Annotated in this window: 17 protein-coding genes and 1 pseudogene; 7 read left to right on the forward strand and 11 right to left on the reverse strand. The window is 57.7% G+C overall.

The features are described 5' to 3' along the window. Window positions 1-20: 20 nt before the first annotated feature. Genes ABIE16_RS22315 through ABIE16_RS22350 form a run of 8 tightly spaced genes read right to left on the reverse strand, consistent with a single transcriptional unit; the run spans window position 21 to window position 8,805 of the window. Entirely contained in the window at window positions 21-1,124 is a 1,104-nt protein-coding gene (locus ABIE16_RS22315; RefSeq protein WP_429521953.1) for a DegT/DnrJ/EryC1/StrS family aminotransferase, read from the reverse strand. Further along, entirely contained in the window at window positions 1,108-2,349 is a 1,242-nt protein-coding gene (locus tag ABIE16_RS22320) for an MFS transporter (RefSeq protein ID WP_340317668.1), read from the reverse strand. Before ABIE16_RS22320 ends, ABIE16_RS22315 begins: the two co-directional genes overlap by 17 nt. Beyond that, window positions 2,346-4,610, reverse strand: coding sequence for a glycosyl hydrolase family 65 protein (locus ABIE16_RS22325; protein ID WP_429521954.1), 2,265 nt, complete (start codon window positions 4,608-4,610; stop codon window positions 2,346-2,348). Before ABIE16_RS22325 ends, ABIE16_RS22320 begins: the two co-directional genes overlap by 4 nt. Then, entirely contained in the window at window positions 4,604-5,653 is a 1,050-nt protein-coding gene (locus ABIE16_RS22330) for an NAD-dependent epimerase/dehydratase family protein (RefSeq protein WP_429521955.1), read from the reverse strand. The genes ABIE16_RS22325 and ABIE16_RS22330 overlap by 7 nt, the downstream gene beginning before the upstream one ends. A 21-nt stretch (window positions 5,654-5,674) precedes the next feature. Then, window positions 5,675-6,325: an HAD family hydrolase gene (locus ABIE16_RS22335; RefSeq protein WP_340317662.1), complete on the reverse strand. Its 651-nt coding sequence runs from the start codon at window positions 6,323-6,325 to the stop codon at window positions 5,675-5,677. Continuing rightward, the gene (locus ABIE16_RS22340; protein ID WP_340317660.1) at window positions 6,325-6,825 is read right to left on the reverse strand and encodes an adenylyltransferase/cytidyltransferase family protein; all 501 of its coding nucleotides are present in this window, start codon (window positions 6,823-6,825) and stop codon (window positions 6,325-6,327) included. Before ABIE16_RS22340 ends, ABIE16_RS22335 begins: the two co-directional genes overlap by 1 nt. Before the next feature lie 7 nt (window positions 6,826-6,832). Beyond that, window positions 6,833-7,336, reverse strand: a complete 504-nt coding sequence (locus ABIE16_RS22345; protein ID WP_429521956.1) for an N-acetyltransferase family protein — start codon at window positions 7,334-7,336, stop codon at window positions 6,833-6,835. Continuing rightward, window positions 7,333-8,805 carry an aspartate aminotransferase family protein gene (locus tag ABIE16_RS22350; RefSeq protein ID WP_429521957.1) on the reverse strand — a complete coding sequence of 491 codons (1,473 nt, stop codon included), beginning with the start codon at window positions 8,803-8,805 and terminating at the stop codon, window positions 7,333-7,335. The genes ABIE16_RS22345 and ABIE16_RS22350 overlap by 4 nt, the downstream gene beginning before the upstream one ends. 454 nt (window positions 8,806-9,259) lie before the next feature. Between ABIE16_RS22350 and ABIE16_RS22355 the strand changes: the two are divergent. Next, window positions 9,260-9,433: pseudogene (locus tag ABIE16_RS22355) on the forward strand (hypothetical protein); the annotation flags it as partial. A 157-nt stretch (window positions 9,434-9,590) separates the two neighbouring features. Here ABIE16_RS22355 and ABIE16_RS22360 read toward each other — a convergent pair. Further along, window positions 9,591-9,971 carry a RidA family protein gene (locus ABIE16_RS22360; RefSeq protein WP_008021538.1) on the reverse strand — a complete coding sequence of 127 codons (381 nt, stop codon included), beginning with the start codon at window positions 9,969-9,971 and terminating at the stop codon, window positions 9,591-9,593. 76 nt (window positions 9,972-10,047) lie between these two features. Then, window positions 10,048-10,842 (reverse strand): AraC family transcriptional regulator, encoded by a 795-nt coding sequence (locus tag ABIE16_RS22365; protein ID WP_159389786.1) that lies wholly within the window; start codon window positions 10,840-10,842, stop codon window positions 10,048-10,050. 187 nt (window positions 10,843-11,029) lie between these two features. On the opposite strand from ABIE16_RS22365, the gene ABIE16_RS22370 reads away from it, so the two are divergent. From ABIE16_RS22370 to ABIE16_RS22390, 5 genes are all read left to right on the forward strand, one after another. Then, entirely contained in the window at window positions 11,030-12,676 is a 1,647-nt protein-coding gene (locus ABIE16_RS22370) for an APC family permease (protein WP_057715246.1), read from the forward strand. Between the two features lie 46 nt (window positions 12,677-12,722). Continuing rightward, entirely contained in the window at window positions 12,723-13,649 is a 927-nt protein-coding gene (locus ABIE16_RS22375; RefSeq protein WP_429521958.1) for a 4-hydroxyproline epimerase, read from the forward strand. Window positions 13,650-13,706: 57 nt separating this feature from the next. Then, a complete protein-coding gene (locus ABIE16_RS22380) occupies window positions 13,707-14,654 on the forward strand; it encodes a dihydrodipicolinate synthase family protein (RefSeq protein ID WP_340317648.1) in 948 nt (315 codons plus the stop codon). Window positions 14,655-14,761: 107 nt separating this feature from the next. Further along, a complete protein-coding gene (locus tag ABIE16_RS22385; RefSeq protein ID WP_429521959.1) occupies window positions 14,762-16,339 on the forward strand; it encodes an aldehyde dehydrogenase (NADP(+)) in 1,578 nt (525 codons plus the stop codon). A 3-nt stretch (window positions 16,340-16,342) separates the two neighbouring features. Beyond that, window positions 16,343-17,629, forward strand: coding sequence for an FAD-dependent oxidoreductase (locus ABIE16_RS22390; protein WP_429521960.1), 1,287 nt, complete (start codon window positions 16,343-16,345; stop codon window positions 17,627-17,629). 25 nt (window positions 17,630-17,654) lie between these two features. On the opposite strand, the gene ABIE16_RS22395 is transcribed toward ABIE16_RS22390, so the two are convergent. After that, on the reverse strand, window positions 17,655-18,278 hold the full coding sequence (locus ABIE16_RS22395; protein WP_429521961.1) for an NIPSNAP family protein: 624 nt from the start codon (window positions 18,276-18,278) through the stop codon (window positions 17,655-17,657). A gap of 268 nt (window positions 18,279-18,546) precedes the next feature. Here ABIE16_RS22395 and psrA point away from each other — a divergent pair, with 268 nt between their 5' ends. Further along, window positions 18,547-19,638 (forward strand): iron-containing alcohol dehydrogenase PsrA, encoded by a 1,092-nt coding sequence (psrA, locus tag ABIE16_RS22400; protein ID WP_429521962.1) that lies wholly within the window; start codon window positions 18,547-18,549, stop codon window positions 19,636-19,638. The last annotated feature ends 25 nt before the right edge of the window (window positions 19,639-19,663 follow it).

Raw genomic sequence — 19,663 nt, forward strand, 5'->3', positions numbered from 1 at the left:
CTTCGAAGAACCGCTCCAGGTCACTGGCTTTCCATGAGCTCAAAGCGCTTAATCGCACCTACGATTTTTTCAACGTCACTGTCTGTCAAATGATGGTGGCAAGGAAGAGTGAGCATTTCTCGGGACAAGCGCTCGGTATTAGGCAAAACAACCTGAGCTTGACTCTTCAACCAGGCTTCTTGCCAATGAATAGGTGTTGGATAATGAATAGCCGCCTGGATATCATTTTCAGCTAGATAGCTTTGTAACCTGTCTCGGTGCTTCGACTGCACCACATAGTGATAGTAAGACCCGCCGGGCTTGCCACCACCAAGGTCTACTGTCGTCGCTGTCTCGCTAAGGGCCTGATCATAGAAAGCAGCGATTTCCCGTCGCCGCTTCAACCATTGGTCTAAATACTGGGCCTTGATGTTGAGGGCTGACGCCTGCAACGAATCGAGGCGCGAATTGATTCCGAACAACACTGATTCATTGCGCGTTTCCAACCCGTGATTACGTGCCCTCCTGGCATATTCGGCAATCTTTGGATGGGTCGTCACCAGAACCCCACCATCTCCCAAGCCACCGAGTGTCTTCAGCGGATGCATGGAGAAGGCTGATGCATCGCCACGAGTGCCCACTTGATGCCCGTCAAGGGTAGTGCCGATAGCTTGGGCGCAGTCTTCTATTACCGCCACACCGCGAGAACGACACAAGTCAATTATCGCGTCAATGTTCAATGGTCGGCCGCGCAGGTAAACCGGTATGACTGCCTTTGTCCGGGCATTCATGAGAGGTTCGATGGTATCGACGCTGATGAGCTCATCATCGCCCACATCTGCCAGAACGGGTTTGGCGCCTGCGGCAACTATTGCCCCCACCGTCGCGACGAAGGTATTTGCGCAGGTGATGACTTCATCGCCTGGCCCTATTTCAAGAGCCCGCAGCGCCAGAAGCAAAGCGTCGGTGCCTGAGTTGAGGGAAATGGCATGGGCTCTGTTACATCGCCCGGACATCCATGCTTCGAACTTCGCGACCTCCTCGCCAAGCACAAAGTCTCCCGTCGCTAAAAGCTCCTGCCAACGTTGGAGAATCAGAGCTGAAAGATCTTGGGCCTGCTCTTGCACATTATTGCATTTGATCATTTTGAGCACTCCTTGGCATGAGCGTAAAGGACACCAGAACAATTAACAGTGTGCCTACGGCACTGAGAATTGCCGTGAGGGAAAGGGTCTGGGAATAACCGACCATCCCGCCGACGATTCCGCTACCGAGATAAATGAAGGGGTGCACGCCACTGGTAAAGAACGTATCGACTGCCACCACTTTGCCAAGGTCCTTCTCGGGAGAAAGTGTCTGCATCGCCGTGGCCCAACCAGTCAACCAGGACGCTTCGACAATACCTACCAGGGTCGCCCCCAGTATCGCCATCCAGGACGAGCTTCCCATGCCGAGAAGGGCCATCGCGCCAGCCAGGAACAAACCGCAGGTCACTGCAAGTCCAATCAGTCGTTTATGTCCGGAAACAAGCACCGTGATGATTGATCCAATGCACGCACCGAATCCCGAGGCGGCCAGACACACTCCCCACATTTCTTCGTTGAATCGATCGCTGATCGCATAGGGCGCTACGACCAGGAAAATCGGGAAACACAATACGTTCACCACGAGGGTGGCCGCGAAGCCCAGTAAAAGCGTGGAGTTGCCGGTAACGATAGCAATGCCATTGACCGCTTCTCGGATCGAAAACTCCTCCTCGAACTCATGGGGCTTCATATTGGGCAACATCGCCGTATAAACGGCGGCGCAGAAGAATGTCAGACCATCGATCAATATGCCCCAGACCGGATCCCAGAAAATGATGAATACACCCAGCGTCGCGGGAAACAGCACAGCGACCAGGTTGTCGACAAAGTTCATCGCACCATTGCCCGCCACCAGTGCTTGCTTGGGCAGCAAATTGACGAGTAGTACCTGAGCGCACGGACGGGAAACCCCTATGCCGATGCCAAATATCAGATAGACAAAGACCAGCCACCACCAGGGCGCACCGAAGACGATCAGCGCCACCGCAGCCAGTTGCGCAAAACCCCTCGCCGTGTCGGTGTAAATCAGTACTTGCTTCGGCGACTTTCGATCCGCCAGCAAACCTCCGACCAGGGCTCCGATCACGCTCCCTACCCCGACTGCCGCCATAACAAAACCGAATACTTCTCCTCCGTAGCCGGTCCGGATAAGCGCAATTGGCAGTGCGGCCAGACAAATAGCGTCGCCGGCCATCGAGAGACTTTGGCCAATGAGCAACTTGCGAAAAGACGAGACGCTCAGCGCTTCGGCATAAGGTGATAAGCGATCGGCAATGGAGATCATATGTAATCCTCCTTGAGACCTATGCTTGCGTCCTGGTTTAAGCGCGTAGCGAGCTTCAATCCCCCTCTCCGGACTTCGAGTTCTCCTCGACCGAGGATCGAGACCTTGAGCCGCTGTCCACGAAAGTAAAGGGTAAAATGGCAGGAGTCCCAATGGGTAGGTAGTTGCGGCCGGAAGGACAATCGCCCATCTTTCACATCAACGCCGGCCAATCCCTCGACAAGTCCTTGCCAGGCACCAGCATAGGCGGAAAGATGCAGTCCGTTGCTGTATTCGGTCACGGGGGTGAAGTCCAGGTTGTAGCGACTCGCACGTAGCATGAAGTCGGCACAAGTTTCCGTCTCCCCCAAATGCGCGGCCACCACTGCATGGGGGCCATAGCTCAGCGAAGACTCATGCACCGTACGCGGTTCATAATAGTTAAATGCGGTGCGTTTAACGATGTCTGTAAAGTGCTCGGGAAATAGTGACATGAGCAAAACTATGTCCGCTTGCTTTATCAAACGTGAATCGAAGTTTTGCAACTTTTCGGCCTTTTCCCGTTCAGCTTCATCGACAAACTGTGGGCCACGTTTCTTATCCATTCTGAGGCAAGTGTCAGGAAGCGAAGCATAACCCTCGAATTCCTCAGGGATCGAAACACCCGCCACTATCATCCAGGGCAGGTAGACGTTATCCGCCAGGGTGCGCCACTCCTCGATTTCCGCCGCTAACACCGGCGGAAAACCACGACGCCCTACCATTGAAAGGGCAAGCCTGATGCACCATCTGAGCATGTAGTTTGTAAAGAAACTGTTATCCACATGATAATGGTATTCGTCCGGCCCCATCACCGACCTCAGAACATAAGCTTGCTTATGCTCTGACCAGTTGAAAACTGACGCCGCGAACCTGGCACTTTCAACAATGATTTGGTACCCCCGTGACTCCATATACTCATTGTCACCAGTGGCTTCCCAGTATTTATTCAGGGCATAGCAAACATCCGCTGAGATATGCAGTACCTCCCGAGCACTCCATTCTCGTCTCAGTTCCGGATCGGGGTAGGACAGCACGTAATGGGGGCCGTTTTCGGTGCCCATGTCGTTGGATGCTTCAGGATAACGAGCCCCGGCGAAGCCATTGACTTGGGCGAACAACCGCGCCTGCTGTATGAAATAGTAGCGGTAGTCGATCAAGGCTTTTGCAATCTCGGGGTCGTTCCAGATCCAGAAAATACATTTATGCAGTTCAGTATCGAAAAACGTGGCACCAGAGTGATAAGTGCTAGTTAGTCCTCGTGCTGGTGAAATCACACCTCGGCCATTGCTCTTCGAGCCGACTCCATTTTGCAAAAGCTGGAAAACGGCATACTTCATACCGAGTTCCGCAGGACTGCCTCTTGAGTTGATGATGACTTCATGGTCATCCCAAAGCGTATTCCACCTTTTCTGGTGTGCGCTTTCGATACCAGCCGGATCGGTACCAGAGGAAAAAAACGCAGAAATCGAATTAAAAGAATCTTGTGCTAATTTCCAGTGCACGGAAAGTTGCTGGTGCTCGATTGTTGAAAAATCAAAAGTTATCGAGGCGACGCAGCCACTGTCCTGTTCATCCCAGTAAATAACGGAGCTGGCGGCCGGTTGGGATCTTTCGAAACGAAGGCTATAGCTCAGTCGCTGCTCTCGCGTCTCCACTATTACACTTAAGTCACCGTCGTCGCTGAAACTCTGTTTGATATTGTAGTGACGGGCAGTCAACCAAGCAGAGGCACCCAGGTATTCATTCAGTGCCGAGTCGTCCATGCCAAAGTCCAAGCGCACCCGATGCGGTTTTCCCCGACCGCCGACCCGGTACAACCCTATGTAGGTTGAAACGGCGGTAACTTCAGGCGCATTGATGAATTGCCTTACCGTCAACTTGTATTCGATGCCCCCAACCCGTACCCGTTCGGTACTGATGACGGTCGCCTTGTCGAGCGACAAGACAACGGTCGAAGTGTCCGGCATGTGACGGGCGCGCTCACCAGTATCGACATCATAGAGTCGGATAATCCTCGGTGCCGGCAGTGAAACTATCTCCCGTGACACCCCGAGCCCGGTAACATAGGTGTCTCCCACCAACAACTGTGTGCGTTTCGTTCGCGCCGATGACTGGGGTACGTAGGGACGCACCCCTATATGAGCATTGGCTAAGGTCGCCACGCAGGCTACAAAAGCGGAAGATCTCGAGCTGACCTCGACGATCTCCTCTGCCTGATTTCCATAAGAAATACTTAGCACGACGAAGTTTCTCCGCAAGGCTCGAAGGACCAATCGTTGTGCTGCATACTTCGAACATTGTGGTAGCGGGTGTCCGAGAGCACATCATCGCTGTCTATGAATTTCCCCGACTGCCATTGCTCGCATATCTCCAGAACGGCATCCCGGATCGAATAGATGAATTCGAACCCGAGTTGCTGCTGGACCCTGCGCGAATCCAGGCGGTATGAGCGGACATCATCACTGGCGATGGTGGTGATCGGTACGTTAGTTGAGAAGTACTTGTCGACGATATCTTTTACCTGGTTTGCGATATCGGTGACCGTATGGTTTTCATAACCGACGTTGATGGCAGTTCCACTGACCGAACTCAGAGACTCTCGCTGGACGAGCATCGTATAGAGTCGGGTGAGATCGCCGATATGGACATTTGGCCGGAACTGGTTGCCTCCAAACACGGTGATTTCACCACGTGCAAGCGCGCTGGCAGTCAGGATATTCACCGTAAGGTCAAGCCGTTGCCGAGGTGACCAACCGCAGACCGTGGCGGCTCTAACGGCTACGGTCTGGAAGGTTGAATCGGTCAAGTCGAAGAGTATCTTCTCTCCTTGCGCCTTGAATCGGTTGTAGTCAGTGATCGGAACGCAGGCTTGGTTCTCATCGACGAAGGGTTCTGCATTGATCCCGTACACGCTCGCAGACGAGGCGTAAATGAAACGCTGGCACCCCAGACGCTTTGCGCTACCGATTAAATGGGGCAGGCAATCGATATTGATTGACTGGCCCAGTTCAGGGGCCAAATTGAAACTCGGGTCATTGGCCACCGCAGCAAGATGGATAATGGTACTGGCGTCCTGCAACACCTTATCCATGATGGAGTTGTCACGGATATCACCCTTGATGAATTCCAGGCGAGGGTGACTCATGAACAACTCAAGCCCATTGGAGAAGAACAGCGCGTCCAAGACCCTGACTCGATAACCTGCGGCCAGCAGTTTGGGAACCAATCGGGAACCGATGTAGCCCGCCCCGCCTGTTACAAGAACAATCGATGCATTACTCATATCTACCCCGCCCTTGGTTGATTACTTTGGCAACATAAACTCATCGAGTGATGAGAGTATTGAAACACGTGGGTCGCGGGCCCTAGGTTCACGTTGGTTACGGCGAATCTGCCAAGCATGGACTCCAAGGCTGCACGCGAGATCAACTGCGTACGGACTATCGTCGATAAGATGGATATCTTTCGCAGGCCGCGTACCGATCAACTGCTGAAACAACTCTCCCCGCGTTTGATTGGCTGATTGCTGAAAAACTGTCTTGGCTTGTTTGAGCGATAACGCCGACTGACGCAAGGTAATATCGAACAAGTCGGATGCGTTCTGCGAAGCCGTATAGAAAATGACCGTCAATCGGGCGTCGTCAATGCGCTGCAACAGGTGTAATGCGTCGCTAAAAAGTTCAGTTCCGACGCACAGGCGCTGGAATTCCTTCTGCTTGTAGTCGGCCAACTCACTGGCATTCAATGAGTGGAACTCGCCTTGGTCTTGAGCGTCTCTTTTCAACTCCAAGAGACGTGAAGCCCCTTCCATGCGGGGACGCCCAGCAATATGATCGATGTACTCTTCATGGATCAGTTCTATGCCTCCAATTTTGAAAGCGGTATTGCGCCAGGCTTCGAAGTGCGGTGTATTGAGCAGTGTCCCGTCAAGATCTATTAATATAAGAGTCGACATTATTCAATCTCCCTGCTGCATACTTTTTTTGACATAATTAATCGCGCAATCCGCGAGGTCGAATCGAATATCCTGTTGTCGGTCAGGACCATACGTCCGCCCACACTTTCAACCAAAGCTTTTTCCGCCTGTAGTCTCACGTCAGAGCCGTCGCTATAGTCCGCCCCCTTGAAGTACACATCAGGTCGTAAGGCTTTGATGATGTACTCGGCGGTCGGCATATTGTTGACAATCACATGATCGCAATAGCGGATGGAGGCAAGAAACTCAGCCCGTTTACAGTCAGGAAAAACCGGTCGATCTGGCCCCTTGTTGACAAAGTTGTCAGCCGTAACTGACACAAACAAGCGGTCGACCATAGTTCTGGCGCGTTTGAGGTGATAAATATGACCAAGGTGGACTATGTCAAAGCAACCGTGGCAAAGTCCAACGACGAGACCATTGATGCGGCAGTGCCTCACGACGTCCTGCAACTCAGCGATATTAGTTAGAACGCCCATGACAGTTTCATTTCCTTGAAGGGAGAAATTTCGCCATTATGTTCAAGTGCTCGCAGTCACCCCAATAATCAGGCAACTGCCCGACAACCTGAAAGCCATTACTCAGGTGAAACTTATATGCCGCACGCTCTTTATCTATATTTCCGATGTCTAGGCATAAATAGCGCTTGCCACGTTCAAAGGCGTAACTTTCGATTTTCGAATACAACAACGAGGCGATCCCATCACGTCGATAGTCGCTATCAACGATCAACCAGTCTGCCCAGAGTGCCTGCTTGGATGGAATCGGGCCGAGTGCGCACCCCATAGTTCCGACGACTATTCCATCCGCGATCGCGACAAAGCGAATTCCTTCATGGGTAGTATCCGTGAGTTCGCTGGCAAATTGGATGCATGCAGATTTCGTCAAATCCTCTAGCGAAACGATTTGATCAACTAAATTTAACATTTCCGGTATATCTGATTCATTGAAGGGGCGGATACAAATATTTTTTTTATATTCACTACTCATGAAAACCTCAACCTCTTCAGTGCAGAATCGAGGCGCTCACAGGCATCCTCGATCATCCTGGGGGTATGGGCGGCCGACAAAGTAACGGGCTCTGGACAATAACTAAGAGGCATAAGGAAACCGTACAGGCGGTATTCATTGGACAACATGTAGAATAATTTTTTTGCAAACTCTACTGGATATAGTTTTTCGATTTCCTTCATTGTGCGAGGGCGCTCGTATGCGCCAATATGAACGCCGATCCGTCCGCCATAACTGTCGAGATAGCAGGGTATTCCGTGCTTGTCGAAAACATCCCACAGACCCTTTTTTAACTGAGACTCCAACGCCGTGATGTATCGAAATACAGCACCGTCCGCCAAGTGCTCGATAATAGCCAGAGCAGCCGACACCGAGAGATAACGCCCCGTATTAGTGCCGCTAACCTGAACAGGCCCTCGGGGCGCGATGATGTCCATGTATTCAGCTTTACCGGCAATTCCGGCGATAGGCATGCCGCATCCAAACGCTTTACCATAGGTGGCGATGTCCGGGACGACACCGAAGTCTTTCTGAGCTCCGCCGAGGTTGGCACGAAACCCGGTCAACACTTCATCAAAGATCAGTAAAGCGCCATGTTGACTCGTAAGTGCGCGTAGCTCCTGTAGGAATCCCTCGTCCGGTCTTATGCAGCCGATATTCAAAGCCACAGGTTCGAGAATGATTCCAGCTACATCCCCCTTGTATTGCTCAAACGCCTTCTGTACGGCGTGCGTATCGTTCCATGGAATCGGAACAGTCAGCATGCCGTATTCATCAGGAATGCCGACAGTCCCTGACAGCCGCTCCAACTCGCCACTGGCCAGCACTTTACCTGAGCGTGGAGATGAATCGATATTCCACGTCAGAGAGTCATTGAGACCATGGAAGTGCCCCTCGAACTTAAGAATCATACGTTTGCCGGTCACAGCGCGGGCTATGCGAGTGGCATACATGGTGGCTTCAAGGCCAGAATTTACCAAACGCAATTTCTCCGCGCATGGCACAACAGCGCAGAACTTTTCACTCAATAGTCTATGTTTATCCGTTTCGTATTGTTGAAGAAAGCCTTGTGATAAGGAACGAGTTATAGATTCTTTGATGATGGTGCTGTCGTGCCCTAAAAGACACGAACCCCACCCCATTATATAATCGTCGTACCACTCCCCTGTGGCGACTTGAACGCGCGCACCGGAAGCATTTTTAATATGCACTGGGCCGACAATCGATAAATGATTCCACCCAGCCAGGACATTTCCTACTCGTGTTTCTTCTTTGGACTCCATATCTTTCATGGCCCCTTCAAGTCGATGAAAAACAAGCAGTGGATGACGCTTGAAGCACCCACCTTTTTTTGATGACGGCCCTGTAAACTGGTGCAAAATCGTCGTTCCATACAATGATTCGACATTTTCGCTATGCTCGGCATCTGCGAAGGACATCTGCTTCATTAGGGACAACCATTCAGTTTGGTCGAGGTGCGTGTTGCACCAAACCTGGAAGCCATTTCCAGGATTACCTTTGCTTCTGCTATTTACTGAGTTGCACTTATGGGTGAACTCAGCACTAGCGATATCTTTGTGCAAGTGAGTTATTAATACTCGGTGGATTTTATTTTGCAATCGAATGGCGCCACGAAACGTCCCATACGGATGTGGGTTTGTTCCTACGTGATAGTGGGATTAATCCCCGATGATTTGCGCGCGCTTTAAAAAATTAAAAATCTATAATCTGCTTCAAGAGCTTACGGTGTTTAAAAGATTTCGACGAGTGCTCGTTTTTTTGACTCACCGTATTAAAATGTGAGCACTATCAACAATGAAGTCGAAAAAATTCGCACCACGACGTCATAGCGGTGATCACGTTATTGAAGACACCTTCAATGGCAAGTCAGCGCTCAGATTTGACGGCGCGAAGCTCGACTGCGCCAGCGGCTTTGGCGCGGTGATGATGGTAACGGCGCCGTTCGGCATGGTCGCGGCGACCCAGGCAGTGGACAGGATTGTGGCAGGCGGGGGGGTGGCGACCGCCGGAGCGCATCAACCCTGCCTGAAGTTGCAGGGTTGCCCTGCAACATAGAATCTCCCACATTTGTTTGGCATCGGTCACAAATCCAGCCCATGCCCAACACCCCCTGTGGGAGCGGGCTTGCCCGCGAAGAGGCCGGCACCGAATGGAGGTGACGAGCGGCATGGTGAAGACAGTTGCTCCCACAAGGTTTTGTGTGTTGCTGCGGTCAGGCCTTGGCCGCCATCGCGGTCACTTCCACGCGCATGCCTTCGACCGCCAACGAGGCAACCCCGACAGCAGCGCGCACTGGCCATGGCTTGGCGAAGTAGCGCTTGTAGACTTCGTTGAACGCGGCGCGGTCGGCCATGTCGGTGAGGTAGATGGTCAGGTGCATCACGCGGTCCATGGAACTGCCGGCTCGCTCCAGCGCGACCTTCAGCGCTTGCAGGGTGCATTCGCTTTGCAGGGTGATGTCGCCCAGTTCCAGGCTGCCGTCGGCGCGGGTGGGGATCTGGGTGGAGACCAGCACACCGCCGAAACCGACAACGTCGGAGGAAATCGAATCCGCATCGGGATCAGGGGTGAAGGTCAGGTCGTGGTTTGCCATGAGGACTCTCTTGCTTGAGGTGGTGAGGCAGGCGCCTTTTGCGCGGCCAGTTTACAGGGCCATTGGCGGCGCGTCGCTAATCCAGACCGGACGGCTGCTGGTGACCGGTGGCCTGCCGGTACTGGCGCGGGGTGAAACCGGTCAATGCCTTGAACTGCCGGGTGAACGCACTGTGGTCGGTATAGCCGCATTGCAGGGCGACCTCGGTGATCGGCATATCGGTGTGGAGCAGTCGATGCGCGTGTTCCAGGCGAACCTTCTGGATCATCTGCCGTGGCGTCAGGTGAAACACGCGCTTGCAGTAGCGTTCCAGTTGCGCCACGGAAATACCGGCGATGCGCGTCAACTCGCCCAGGGTGACGCGACGGTTGAAATGCGCGCGAATGTGCTCGTCCACTGCCGCCAGGCGCTGGTACGCCGGGTGCGTGTCACTGGCCGATTGCAGGTCGACCGAGATGCCCGCCAGACCGATGATTTCATTGCGGCGGTTATACAAGGGGCGCTTATGGGTCAGGCACCAGCCGGGTTCCCGGCTGCCGTACAGGTGCAACTCCAGCTGGTCTTCCAGCACCAGCCCCTGCTCCAGCACCCGCCGGTCCTGCTCGGTGTAACCAGGCCCCAGTTGCTCCGGGAACACCTCGGCGCTGGTTTTTCCCAATAGCGGCTGGAGCTGCTTCAAGCCACAGCGTTGCACCAGCGTGCGGTTGGCCATGACATAGCGCGCCTGGACATCCTTGATAAAGATCGCCGCATTCGGAATGACATCCAGCATGGGCAGCAAAAGCGCGACACCTGCCAGCAGTTGCTCGATGGATTCGGGGCGATTCGAGTCGTCGCCCTGGCACAACAGCGCAAACGCATCCTGAGTCATCAACCGGTCCCTCGCAAAAATCAGACATTTCCCATTGTGCTGATTTCGTCATCGACACCCAAGGAAAACATCAATCGCGGGCACGCCGCCAAGTTCACTCTATGGCCACCGCCCTCCTCGGCAAAACCGACCCGGGCGTCTTGAAGTGCACACCTGCCTATCCAATAACTCACAAGAAGGCGATGCCATGTCAGGCCAAGGCAAGTTCAAAAAACAACTTTCGTTGATAGACCTTACGTTTATCGGACTGGGGGCCATCTTCGGTTCCGGCTGGTTGTTCGCAGCCAGTCACGTGTCCGCCATCGCGGGGCCGGCGGGGATCTTTTCCTGGCTGCTGGGCGGTTTTGCGGTGCTGCTGCTGGGCATCGTCTACTGTGAACTCGGCGCAGCGCTGCCCCGTGCCGGCGGTGTGGTTCGCTACCCGGTTTACTCCCACGGCCCGTTGCTGGGTTACCTGATGGGCTTCATCACGCTGATCGCGTTTTCCAGCCTGGTGGCCATCGAGGTGGTCGCCGCGCGCCAGTATGCCGCTGCGTGGTTTCCCGCATTGACCCAGGCCGGTTCCAGCAATCCAACGGCGATTGGCTGGCTGGTCCAGTTCGGCCTGCTGTGCCTGTTCTTCATGCTCAACTACTACAGCGTGAAAACGTTCGCCAAGGCCAACAACTTGATCAGCATGTTCAAGTTCATCGTGCCGCTGCTGGTGATCGGCGTGCTGTTCACCTTCTTCAAACCAGAGAATTTCCAGTCCCAGGGCTTCATGCCGTTCGGGCTGTCAGGTGTCGAGATGGCGGTGTCCGCCGGCGGCATTATCTTCGCCTACCTGGGGCTGACACCGATCATCTCGGTGGCCAGCGAAGTGAAGAATCCACAACGCACCATCCCGATTGCACTGATCCTCTCCGTACTGCTGTCCACCGCCATCTATGTGTTGTTGCAAGTAGCATTCCTCGGCGGCGTGCCTACCGAAATGCTCGCCAACGGTTGGGCCGGCGTGGCCAAGGAACTGGCCCTGCCCTACCGCGACATCGCCCTGGCATTGGGTGTGGGCTGGCTGGCTTATCTGGTGGTGGCCGACGCGGTGATCTCCCCCAGCGGTTGCGGCAACATCTACATGAACGCAACACCGCGAGTGATCTACGGCTGGGCGCAGACCGGCACCTTCTTCAAGGTCTTCACGCGCATTGACGAAAAGTCCGGCATCCCGCGTCCGGCGCTGTGGCTGACCTTTGCCCTGTCGGTGTTCTGGACCTTGCCTTTCCCTTCGTGGGAAGCGCTGATCAACGTGGTCTCCGCCGCGCTGGTATTGAGCTACGCCGTGGCCCCAGTGTCCGTGGCTGCCCTGCGCCGCAATGCACCCGACATGCCGCGCCCGTTCAAGGTCAAGCGCATGGGTGTCCTCGGCCCGGTGTCGTTCATCATCGCCGCGCTGATCGTCTACTGGTCTGGCTGGAGCACCGTGTCCTGGTTGCTCGGCCTGCAAATCCTGATGTTCGTGGTGTACCTGCTGTGCGGACGTTTCGTGCCAACCCAACACCTGAGCCTGGCCCAACAAGTGCGCTCTTCGGCATGGCTGATCGGCTTCTACGCCGTGACTATCGTGCTGTCCTGGCTCGGCAGCTTCGGCGGCATGGGCGTACTCACCCATCCCTTCGACACAGTGGTCGTGGCGGCCTGCGCGATGGGCATCTACTACTGGGGTGCGGCCACCGGGGTGCCGGCGCATCTGGTTCGCCTGGAAGACGAGGACGGTGAAAGCCAAGCCGATCCTGTTCACACCGGCACGACCGCAGGCCAGCGTCCGATCGGTGTATCCGCCCAGACCTCTCGCTGAAATTCAGGCCAGCAAAGCCTGTGTGTTCCTCTGAATGGAAAGGTTTATGAAAAAAGTACATGTCATTGATTCCCACACCGGCGGCGAGCCGACTCGCCTGGTGATGTCGGGCCTGCCCCAGTTGCCCGGCCGGACCATGGCCGAGAAGCGCGATGCCCTGCGCGAGCAGCATGACCAATGGCGTCGCGCCTGCCTGCTGGAGCCCCGTGGCAACGATGTGCTGGTGGGTGCGCTGTATTGCGAACCGGTGTCGCCGGATGCCACTTGTGGCGTGATCTTCTTCAACAACGCCGGCTACCTCGGCATGTGCGGTCACGGCACCATCGGCCTGGTCAACTCGCTGCATTACCTGGGGCATATCCAGCCCGGCGAGCACAAGATCGATACGCCGGTCGGCCCGGTCAGCGCCACGCTGCATGAGGACGGCAACGTCACCCTGCGCAACGTGCCCGCCCACCGCTACCGCCAACAGGTGCCGGTCGAAGTACCAGGACATGGCCGCGTGTACGGCGACATCGCCTGGGGCGGCAACTGGTTTTTCCTGGTGTCCGATCACGGTCAGGCCTTGCAGATGGACAACGTCGAGTTCCTCACCGAGTACACCTGGGCAATGCTCAAGGCCCTCGAGGCCCAGGGCATCCACGGTGAAGACGACGCGCTGATCGACCACATCGAACTGTTTGCCGACGACGATCACGCCGACAGCCGCAACTTTGTCATGTGCCCGGGCAAGGCCTACGACCGCTCACCCTGCGGGACCGGTACCAGCGCAAAACTAGCGTGCCTGGCGGCTGACGGAACACTGGCCGCCGGCGAACGCTGGGTCCAGGCCAGCATCACCGCCAGCCAATTTGTCGGCAGCTACGAATGGGAAGGCGAACACATCATCCCTTTCATCACCGGCCGCGCCTACATGACCGCCGACAGCACCTTGCTGATCGACGAACAGGACCCCTTTGCGTGGGGCATTTGAGCCCCACGCCTTTTCCCTGACCAAATCTGAATGAACGCCTCAAGGAGTGACAACAAAATGAGCGACAACATTTTCACTGGCTGCATCCCTGCACTGATGACCCCATGCACCGCCGAGCGCAAGCCGGACTTCGACGCGCTGGTAGCCAAGGGTCGCGAGCTGATCGACATTGGCATGAGCGCGGTGGTGTATTGCGGTTCCATGGGCGACTGGCCGCTGCTGACCGAAGCCGAGCGTCAGGAAGGCGTGGCGCGCCTGGTGGCCGCCGGCGTTCCGACCATCGTCGGCACCGGTGCGGTCAACAGCCGCGAAGCGGTTTCCCATGCGGCACACGCGGCCAAAGTCGGCGCCCATGGCTTGATGGTCATTCCGCGCGTGCTGTCTCGCGGCGCTTCGGCCACCGCGCAAAAAGCCCACTTCGCCGCGATCCTCAAAGCCGCCCCGGGTTTGCCGGCGGTGATCTACAACAGCCCTTACTACGGCTTCGCCACCCGCGCCGACCTGTTCTTCGAACTGCGCCGCGAGTACCCGAACCTGATCGGCTTCAAGGAGTTCGGCGGTGCCGCCGACCTGCGCTACGCCGCCGAACACATCACCTCCAAGGACGATGACGTGACCCTGATGGTCGGTGTCGACACCCAGGTGGTTCATGGTTTCGTCAACTGCAACGCCACCGGCGCCATCACCGGCATCGGCAACGCGCTGCCGCGCGAAGTGTTGCGCCTGGTGGCCTTGAGCAAACAAGCGGCCAAGGGCGATGCCAAGGCACGTCGCCAGGCACGGGAACTGGAATCGGCACTGGCGGTGCTGTCGTCCTTCGATGAGGGTTGCGACCTGGTGCTCTACTACAAGCACCTGATGGTGCTCAATGGCGACAAGGAATACACCCTGCACTTCAACGAGACCGATGCGCTCAGCGATGCCCAGCGTCGTTATGCCGAGAACCAGTACGCGCTGTTCCGCCAGTGGTACGAGCAGTGGTCGGCCGAACAGGACTTCGCCTGACATTCAGCCTGTACAGCGGCGTGCCAAGGTGCGCCGCCTTTATTTTCGCCCACGGCGGTACGGCGTTTTTTTCGCAACGCCCCCCCCTCTTTGTTTCAGGAAAGACCATGACTCTGACAGGCAACATGTTGATCGGCCAGCAGGCCATCGCCGGCAACCGCAAAGCGATCCGCGGCATCGATCCCGCCACGGATCTACCTCTTGAACCGGCCTATCTCGGTGGCAGCGGCGAACACGTCGAACAAGCCTGCGTCCTGGCGTGGACTGCCCTGGACAGCTATCGCGAAACGTCCCTGGACGCCCGCGCCGAATTCCTCGAAACCATCGCCAGCGAAATCGAAGCCCTCGGCGATGCGTTGATCGACCGCGCCGTGGCCGAGACTGGCCTGCCACGCCCGCGTATCCAGGGTGAACGCGGCCGCACCTGCCAGCAACTGCGCACCTTTGCCCGCACCGTACGCGCTGGCGAATGGCTGGATGTACGGGTCGACAGCGCACTGCCGGAACGCCAGCCCCTGCCCCGCCCGGACCTGCGTCAGCGTCAGGTGCCGCTGGGTCCGGTGGCAGTGTTCGGCGCCAGCAACTTTCCCCTGGCTTTCTCGGTGGCCGGCGGTGACACCGCTTCGGCGCTGGCCGCCGGTTGCCCGGTGATCGTCAAGGCCCATGGCGCGCACCCCGGCACCAGTGAGCTGGTGGGCCGGGCGCTGGCCCGTGCGGTCAAACTCTGCGGGTTGCATGAAGGCGTGTTTTCGCTATTGTTCGGCTCCGGCCGCGAAGTGGGCATCGCCCTGGTCACCGACCCGCGCATCAAGGCCGTGGGCTTTACCGGCTCGCGCAGCGGTGGCATCGCCTTGTGCAAGGCGGCCCAGGCGCGTCCCGAACCGATCCCGGTGTACGCGGAAATGAGCTCGATCAATCCGGTATTGCTGTTCCCGGCGGCCCTGCAATCGCGAGCCGAAGCGCTGGCGCAAGGCTTCGTCGCCTCCCTCACCCAGGGCGCCGGCCAGTTCTGCACCAACCCCGGCCTGGTGATTGCCCGCCAAGGCCCGGCCCTTGAGCGCTTCATCCAGTCGGCCGCGCAACTGATCCAGCGCAACCCGGCACAGACCATGCTCACCCCCGGCATTTTCAACGCCTACGAGGCCGGCGTCGGTGCGCTGCTCGAGCATGCCCACGCTGACACAGTGGCCGTCGGCCTGAGGGGCGAAACGCCTAACCAGTGCCAGGCCCATCTGTTCGTCACCCAGGCCAGCGAGTTTCTCACCGACCCGGCCTTGCAGGCAGAAATGTTCGGCGCCGCTTCGCTGATCGTGCAATGTGCCAGCGACGAGGAAATCCGCCAGGTCATCGAACACCTGGAGGGCCAACTGACTGCCACCCTGCACCTGGACGATGCCGACGTGGAGAGCGCCAGGGCATTGCTGCCGACTCTGGAGCGCAAGGCCGGGCGCCTGTTGGTCAATGGCTGGCCGACCGGGGTCGAGGTGTGCGATGCCATGGTCCATGGCGGCCCGTTCCCGGCGACGTCCGATGCGCGCACCACCTCGGTCGGCACCGCCGCCATCCTGCGTTTCCTGCGTCCGGTCTGCTATCAGGACTTCCCGGACGCCTTGTTGCCGGCCGCGCTCAAGCACGGTAACCCATTGCAGTTGCGTCGCCTGCTCGACGGCCAGAGAGAAGCCTAGGCCATGTCCAACGACTCCCTTTTCAACAGCCCCAATGCAGTGGCGGACGTTGCCGTGATCGGCGCCGGGATCATCGGCGTCGCCTGCGCCCTGCGCCTGGCGCGCCAGGGCCGGCGGGTGGTGGTCATCGATCAGCAGGAGCCCGGTCGTGGCGCCTCGTTCGGCAATGCCGGGCACCTGGCCACCGAGCAGGTGTTCCCCATCGCCGACCTGTCGATCCTCAAACGCCTGCCCGCCATGCTCATGGACCCGATGGGCCCGCTGCGCCTGGATTGGAAATACATGCCCCGGGCCCTGCCCTGGTTCGCACGCCTGTTGCTCAACCTGCGACCGGCGCCGTTCCAGCGCACCGTGGCCGGCATCCGCGCGCTCAATGAAAGCAGCCTGGGGGCCTGGCACCGGTTGCTGGAGACTATCGACCGCCCCGGGTTGCTCAAGGAAGACGGCTCGTTGCTGGTGTTCGAGCGCGCCGACTCGCAACAGGCCATCGAAGCGCTACAGGCGCGCATGCGCCAGCAGCAAGTGCCGGTGGATTTCTGGCGGGCCAAGGCGGTACGCGATGCGGCGCCGCAACTCAGCGAGCAGCTCCGGGGCGGCTTGTTCTTCCCGCGCACCGGGCATTTTCTCGATCCCTTCCAGGTGGTCGGCGAACTGGTGCACGCGGCCAAAAGCAGCGGCGTGCAGTTTCTCAAGCAGCGGGTCGAGGGTGGGCAATTGAATGAAAGCGGCGTGTCGTTGATCACCAATCAAGGACGCGTCAGCAGTCGACACGTGCTGGTTGCCTGTGGCGCCCATTCCGCCAAACTCACCGCTGCATTGACCGGCAAGAAGGTACCGCTGGACACCGAGCGCGGCTATCACCTGATGCTGCCCCACGAGCACGAACGCTTGCCGTTTGCCGTCACCTCACTGGAGCGCAAGTTCATCATGACGCCGATGGCCGATGGGCTGCGCCTGGCAGGCACCGTCGAGTTCGCCGGTCTCGACTGCCCACCGACCATGGAACGCGCCTGGCAGTTGCACCGCCTGAGCAAAGGCCTGTTCAAACGCGACCTGAGTGCCGAAGCCGCCACGCCGTGGATGGGTTTCCGGCCGTCCTTGCCCGACTCCCTGCCGATCATCGACCGGGTGTGCGACGGCAAGGTCCTGCTCGCCTTCGGTCATCAGCATCTGGGGTTGACCCAGGCGGCGGTCACGGCGGAAATGATCGCGCAAATGGCCTCGCCCTTGACTGGAGCCCTGCCCTACAGCCTGCCGGCGACTGCGCCGTACAGGCTGGATCGTTTCTGAGGACCCCGGTCGCGCCGAGCCCGGGTCATTGCAAGGGCGAGAACTTCGCGGGCAGGTAGATCGTCGAGCGCATGTCACCCAGTTGCGGGCCGGAGTTTTCCGGCGGCCAGACGCCGTCGGCAACCGCTTGGGTGCGTACTTGCAGGCGCTGTTCCAAAGTGGTCCACGGCCAGATGTGCAAATAGCGCGGCAGCGAACCGTCAGTGGCATAAAACGCCGCGTACACCGGTGAATACTGTTCGGCGGTTCGCGCTTCGATGGCTTTGCTCCAGCCGTCGAGGGTGGGCTGCAAGCCGCTGCTGATCAGGTCGTAGACGCGCAGTTCATAGAACGGACCGTACTGGCCTGCGCTCAAGGGTTCGAGGAAGGGAAACAGCGTGTAGTTTTCGATGCGCAGATCGCAGATGAACTCGTTGATGCCAAACGCCCCACCCCCCAGCAGGAAACGCTCGCGCTCGGCTTGCCTCAGCTGTTCGTCGGCGTAGCCACGCAACACGGCAATCTGGTTCAACTGGCCGATCTCCGAAGCCCAGCAGCCTATCAACGTGCCGCCGACTTTCGGGTCGTCCAGCGCCGCTTCGATCTGCGCCAACGCTTGCGCAACCGTGCGCACCCGCACGGTAAAAGTGATCAGTTCAAACAAACGCATAACAACTCCGCCCACCGGTTTGCCAAAACCACACAGCCTAGGGCAGCCCCCGCAGGCGGAATATTGAGGTAATCACCATCACTCATGGTGATTGCCGCAGGGCGGTAGGTAGTTTCTTTACAGCGATTGAAAGCGAAGCGTCAGCCACGTCCTTCATATCCGCCGTTATCGGCCCAGCCGATTCAAACCTGCGAATTATCGATTTGTGCAGTGGTCCGTGGACCGCGAGCATGGCGTCACTTCCAACAACAAAAACCAAGGACCCGCCATGACCGCCCGATTTCACAACCCAGTGGATACCCGTTTCGGCTGGGGCAGCCTGCAAGAGCTTGCCACCATCACCGAACACCAGAACGTTGCCGTCGTGACCTTTCCCGAAGCCCGTGGTCTGGGGCTGGTGGACCGCCTTCAAGCGTTGCTGGGCGAACGCCTGGTCTACGTGATCGAAGATGTCCAGCCCAATCCCGATGTCGCGCAACTTCGCGCAACCTATGAACGCTTCTGGCAAGAGGCCGGAGATTGCCATGCGGTGATTGCCGTCGGTGGCGGCAGTGCGATCGACACCGCCAAGGCGCTGATTGTCGGCACCGAGTCAGGCCGCTTCGATGAGCTGCTGGCATTGCTGGCAAGCGGCAAACCCTTCGTTCCGGTTCGCGGTAAACAGCTGATCGCGGCTCCGACCACGGCAGGCACCGGCAGTGAAGTCACGCCCTGGGCGACGATCTGGGATGCCGCCAACCACAAGAAGTACTCGCTGCACCTGGACTGCACCTGGCCCAGTGTCGCCATCATCGATCCGCAATTGATGCTCACCGTGCCGGCCAGCGTCACCGTGTCCACAGGCCTGGATGCCTTGTCCCACGCACTGGAATCGATCTGGAACATCAACGCCAACCCGCTTTCCGACACCTTCGCCATCTCTGCCATCGAGGACATCCTCGAATGCCTGCCCTTGCTGCGGCGTGACCTGTCCAGCCAGGAACTGCGTTCACGGATGGCCCTCGCCGCCCTCAAGGCCGGCATGGCGTTCTCCAACACCAAGACTGCATTGGCCCACTCCATTTCCTATGAGATGACCTTGCGCTACGGCCTGCCCCACGGCATCGCCTGCTCCTTTACCTTGCCACTGGTGCTGGGCCTTGCCTGGGGCCACGACGCAACGCGCGACAAGACCCTGCAACGGGTTTTCGGGCCAGACCTGGATCAAGCCCAGGCCCGATTGCGCGCCTTCCTGCACAGCCTGGATGTGAAAACCGAGTTCGCCGACTACGGCGTAACGGCCGAAGAGGCCCAAACCATGATCGATTTCGCCCTGCAGGGCGCACGCGGCAAGAACTTCATCGGCTCACGAGCGGCCTAGGGCTCGCCAGCCCCCAAAGACACTA

The organism is Pseudomonas sp. 2725 (genome assembly GCF_050434585.1).
Taxonomy (GTDB): domain Bacteria; phylum Pseudomonadota; class Gammaproteobacteria; order Pseudomonadales; family Pseudomonadaceae; genus Aquipseudomonas; species Aquipseudomonas jessenii.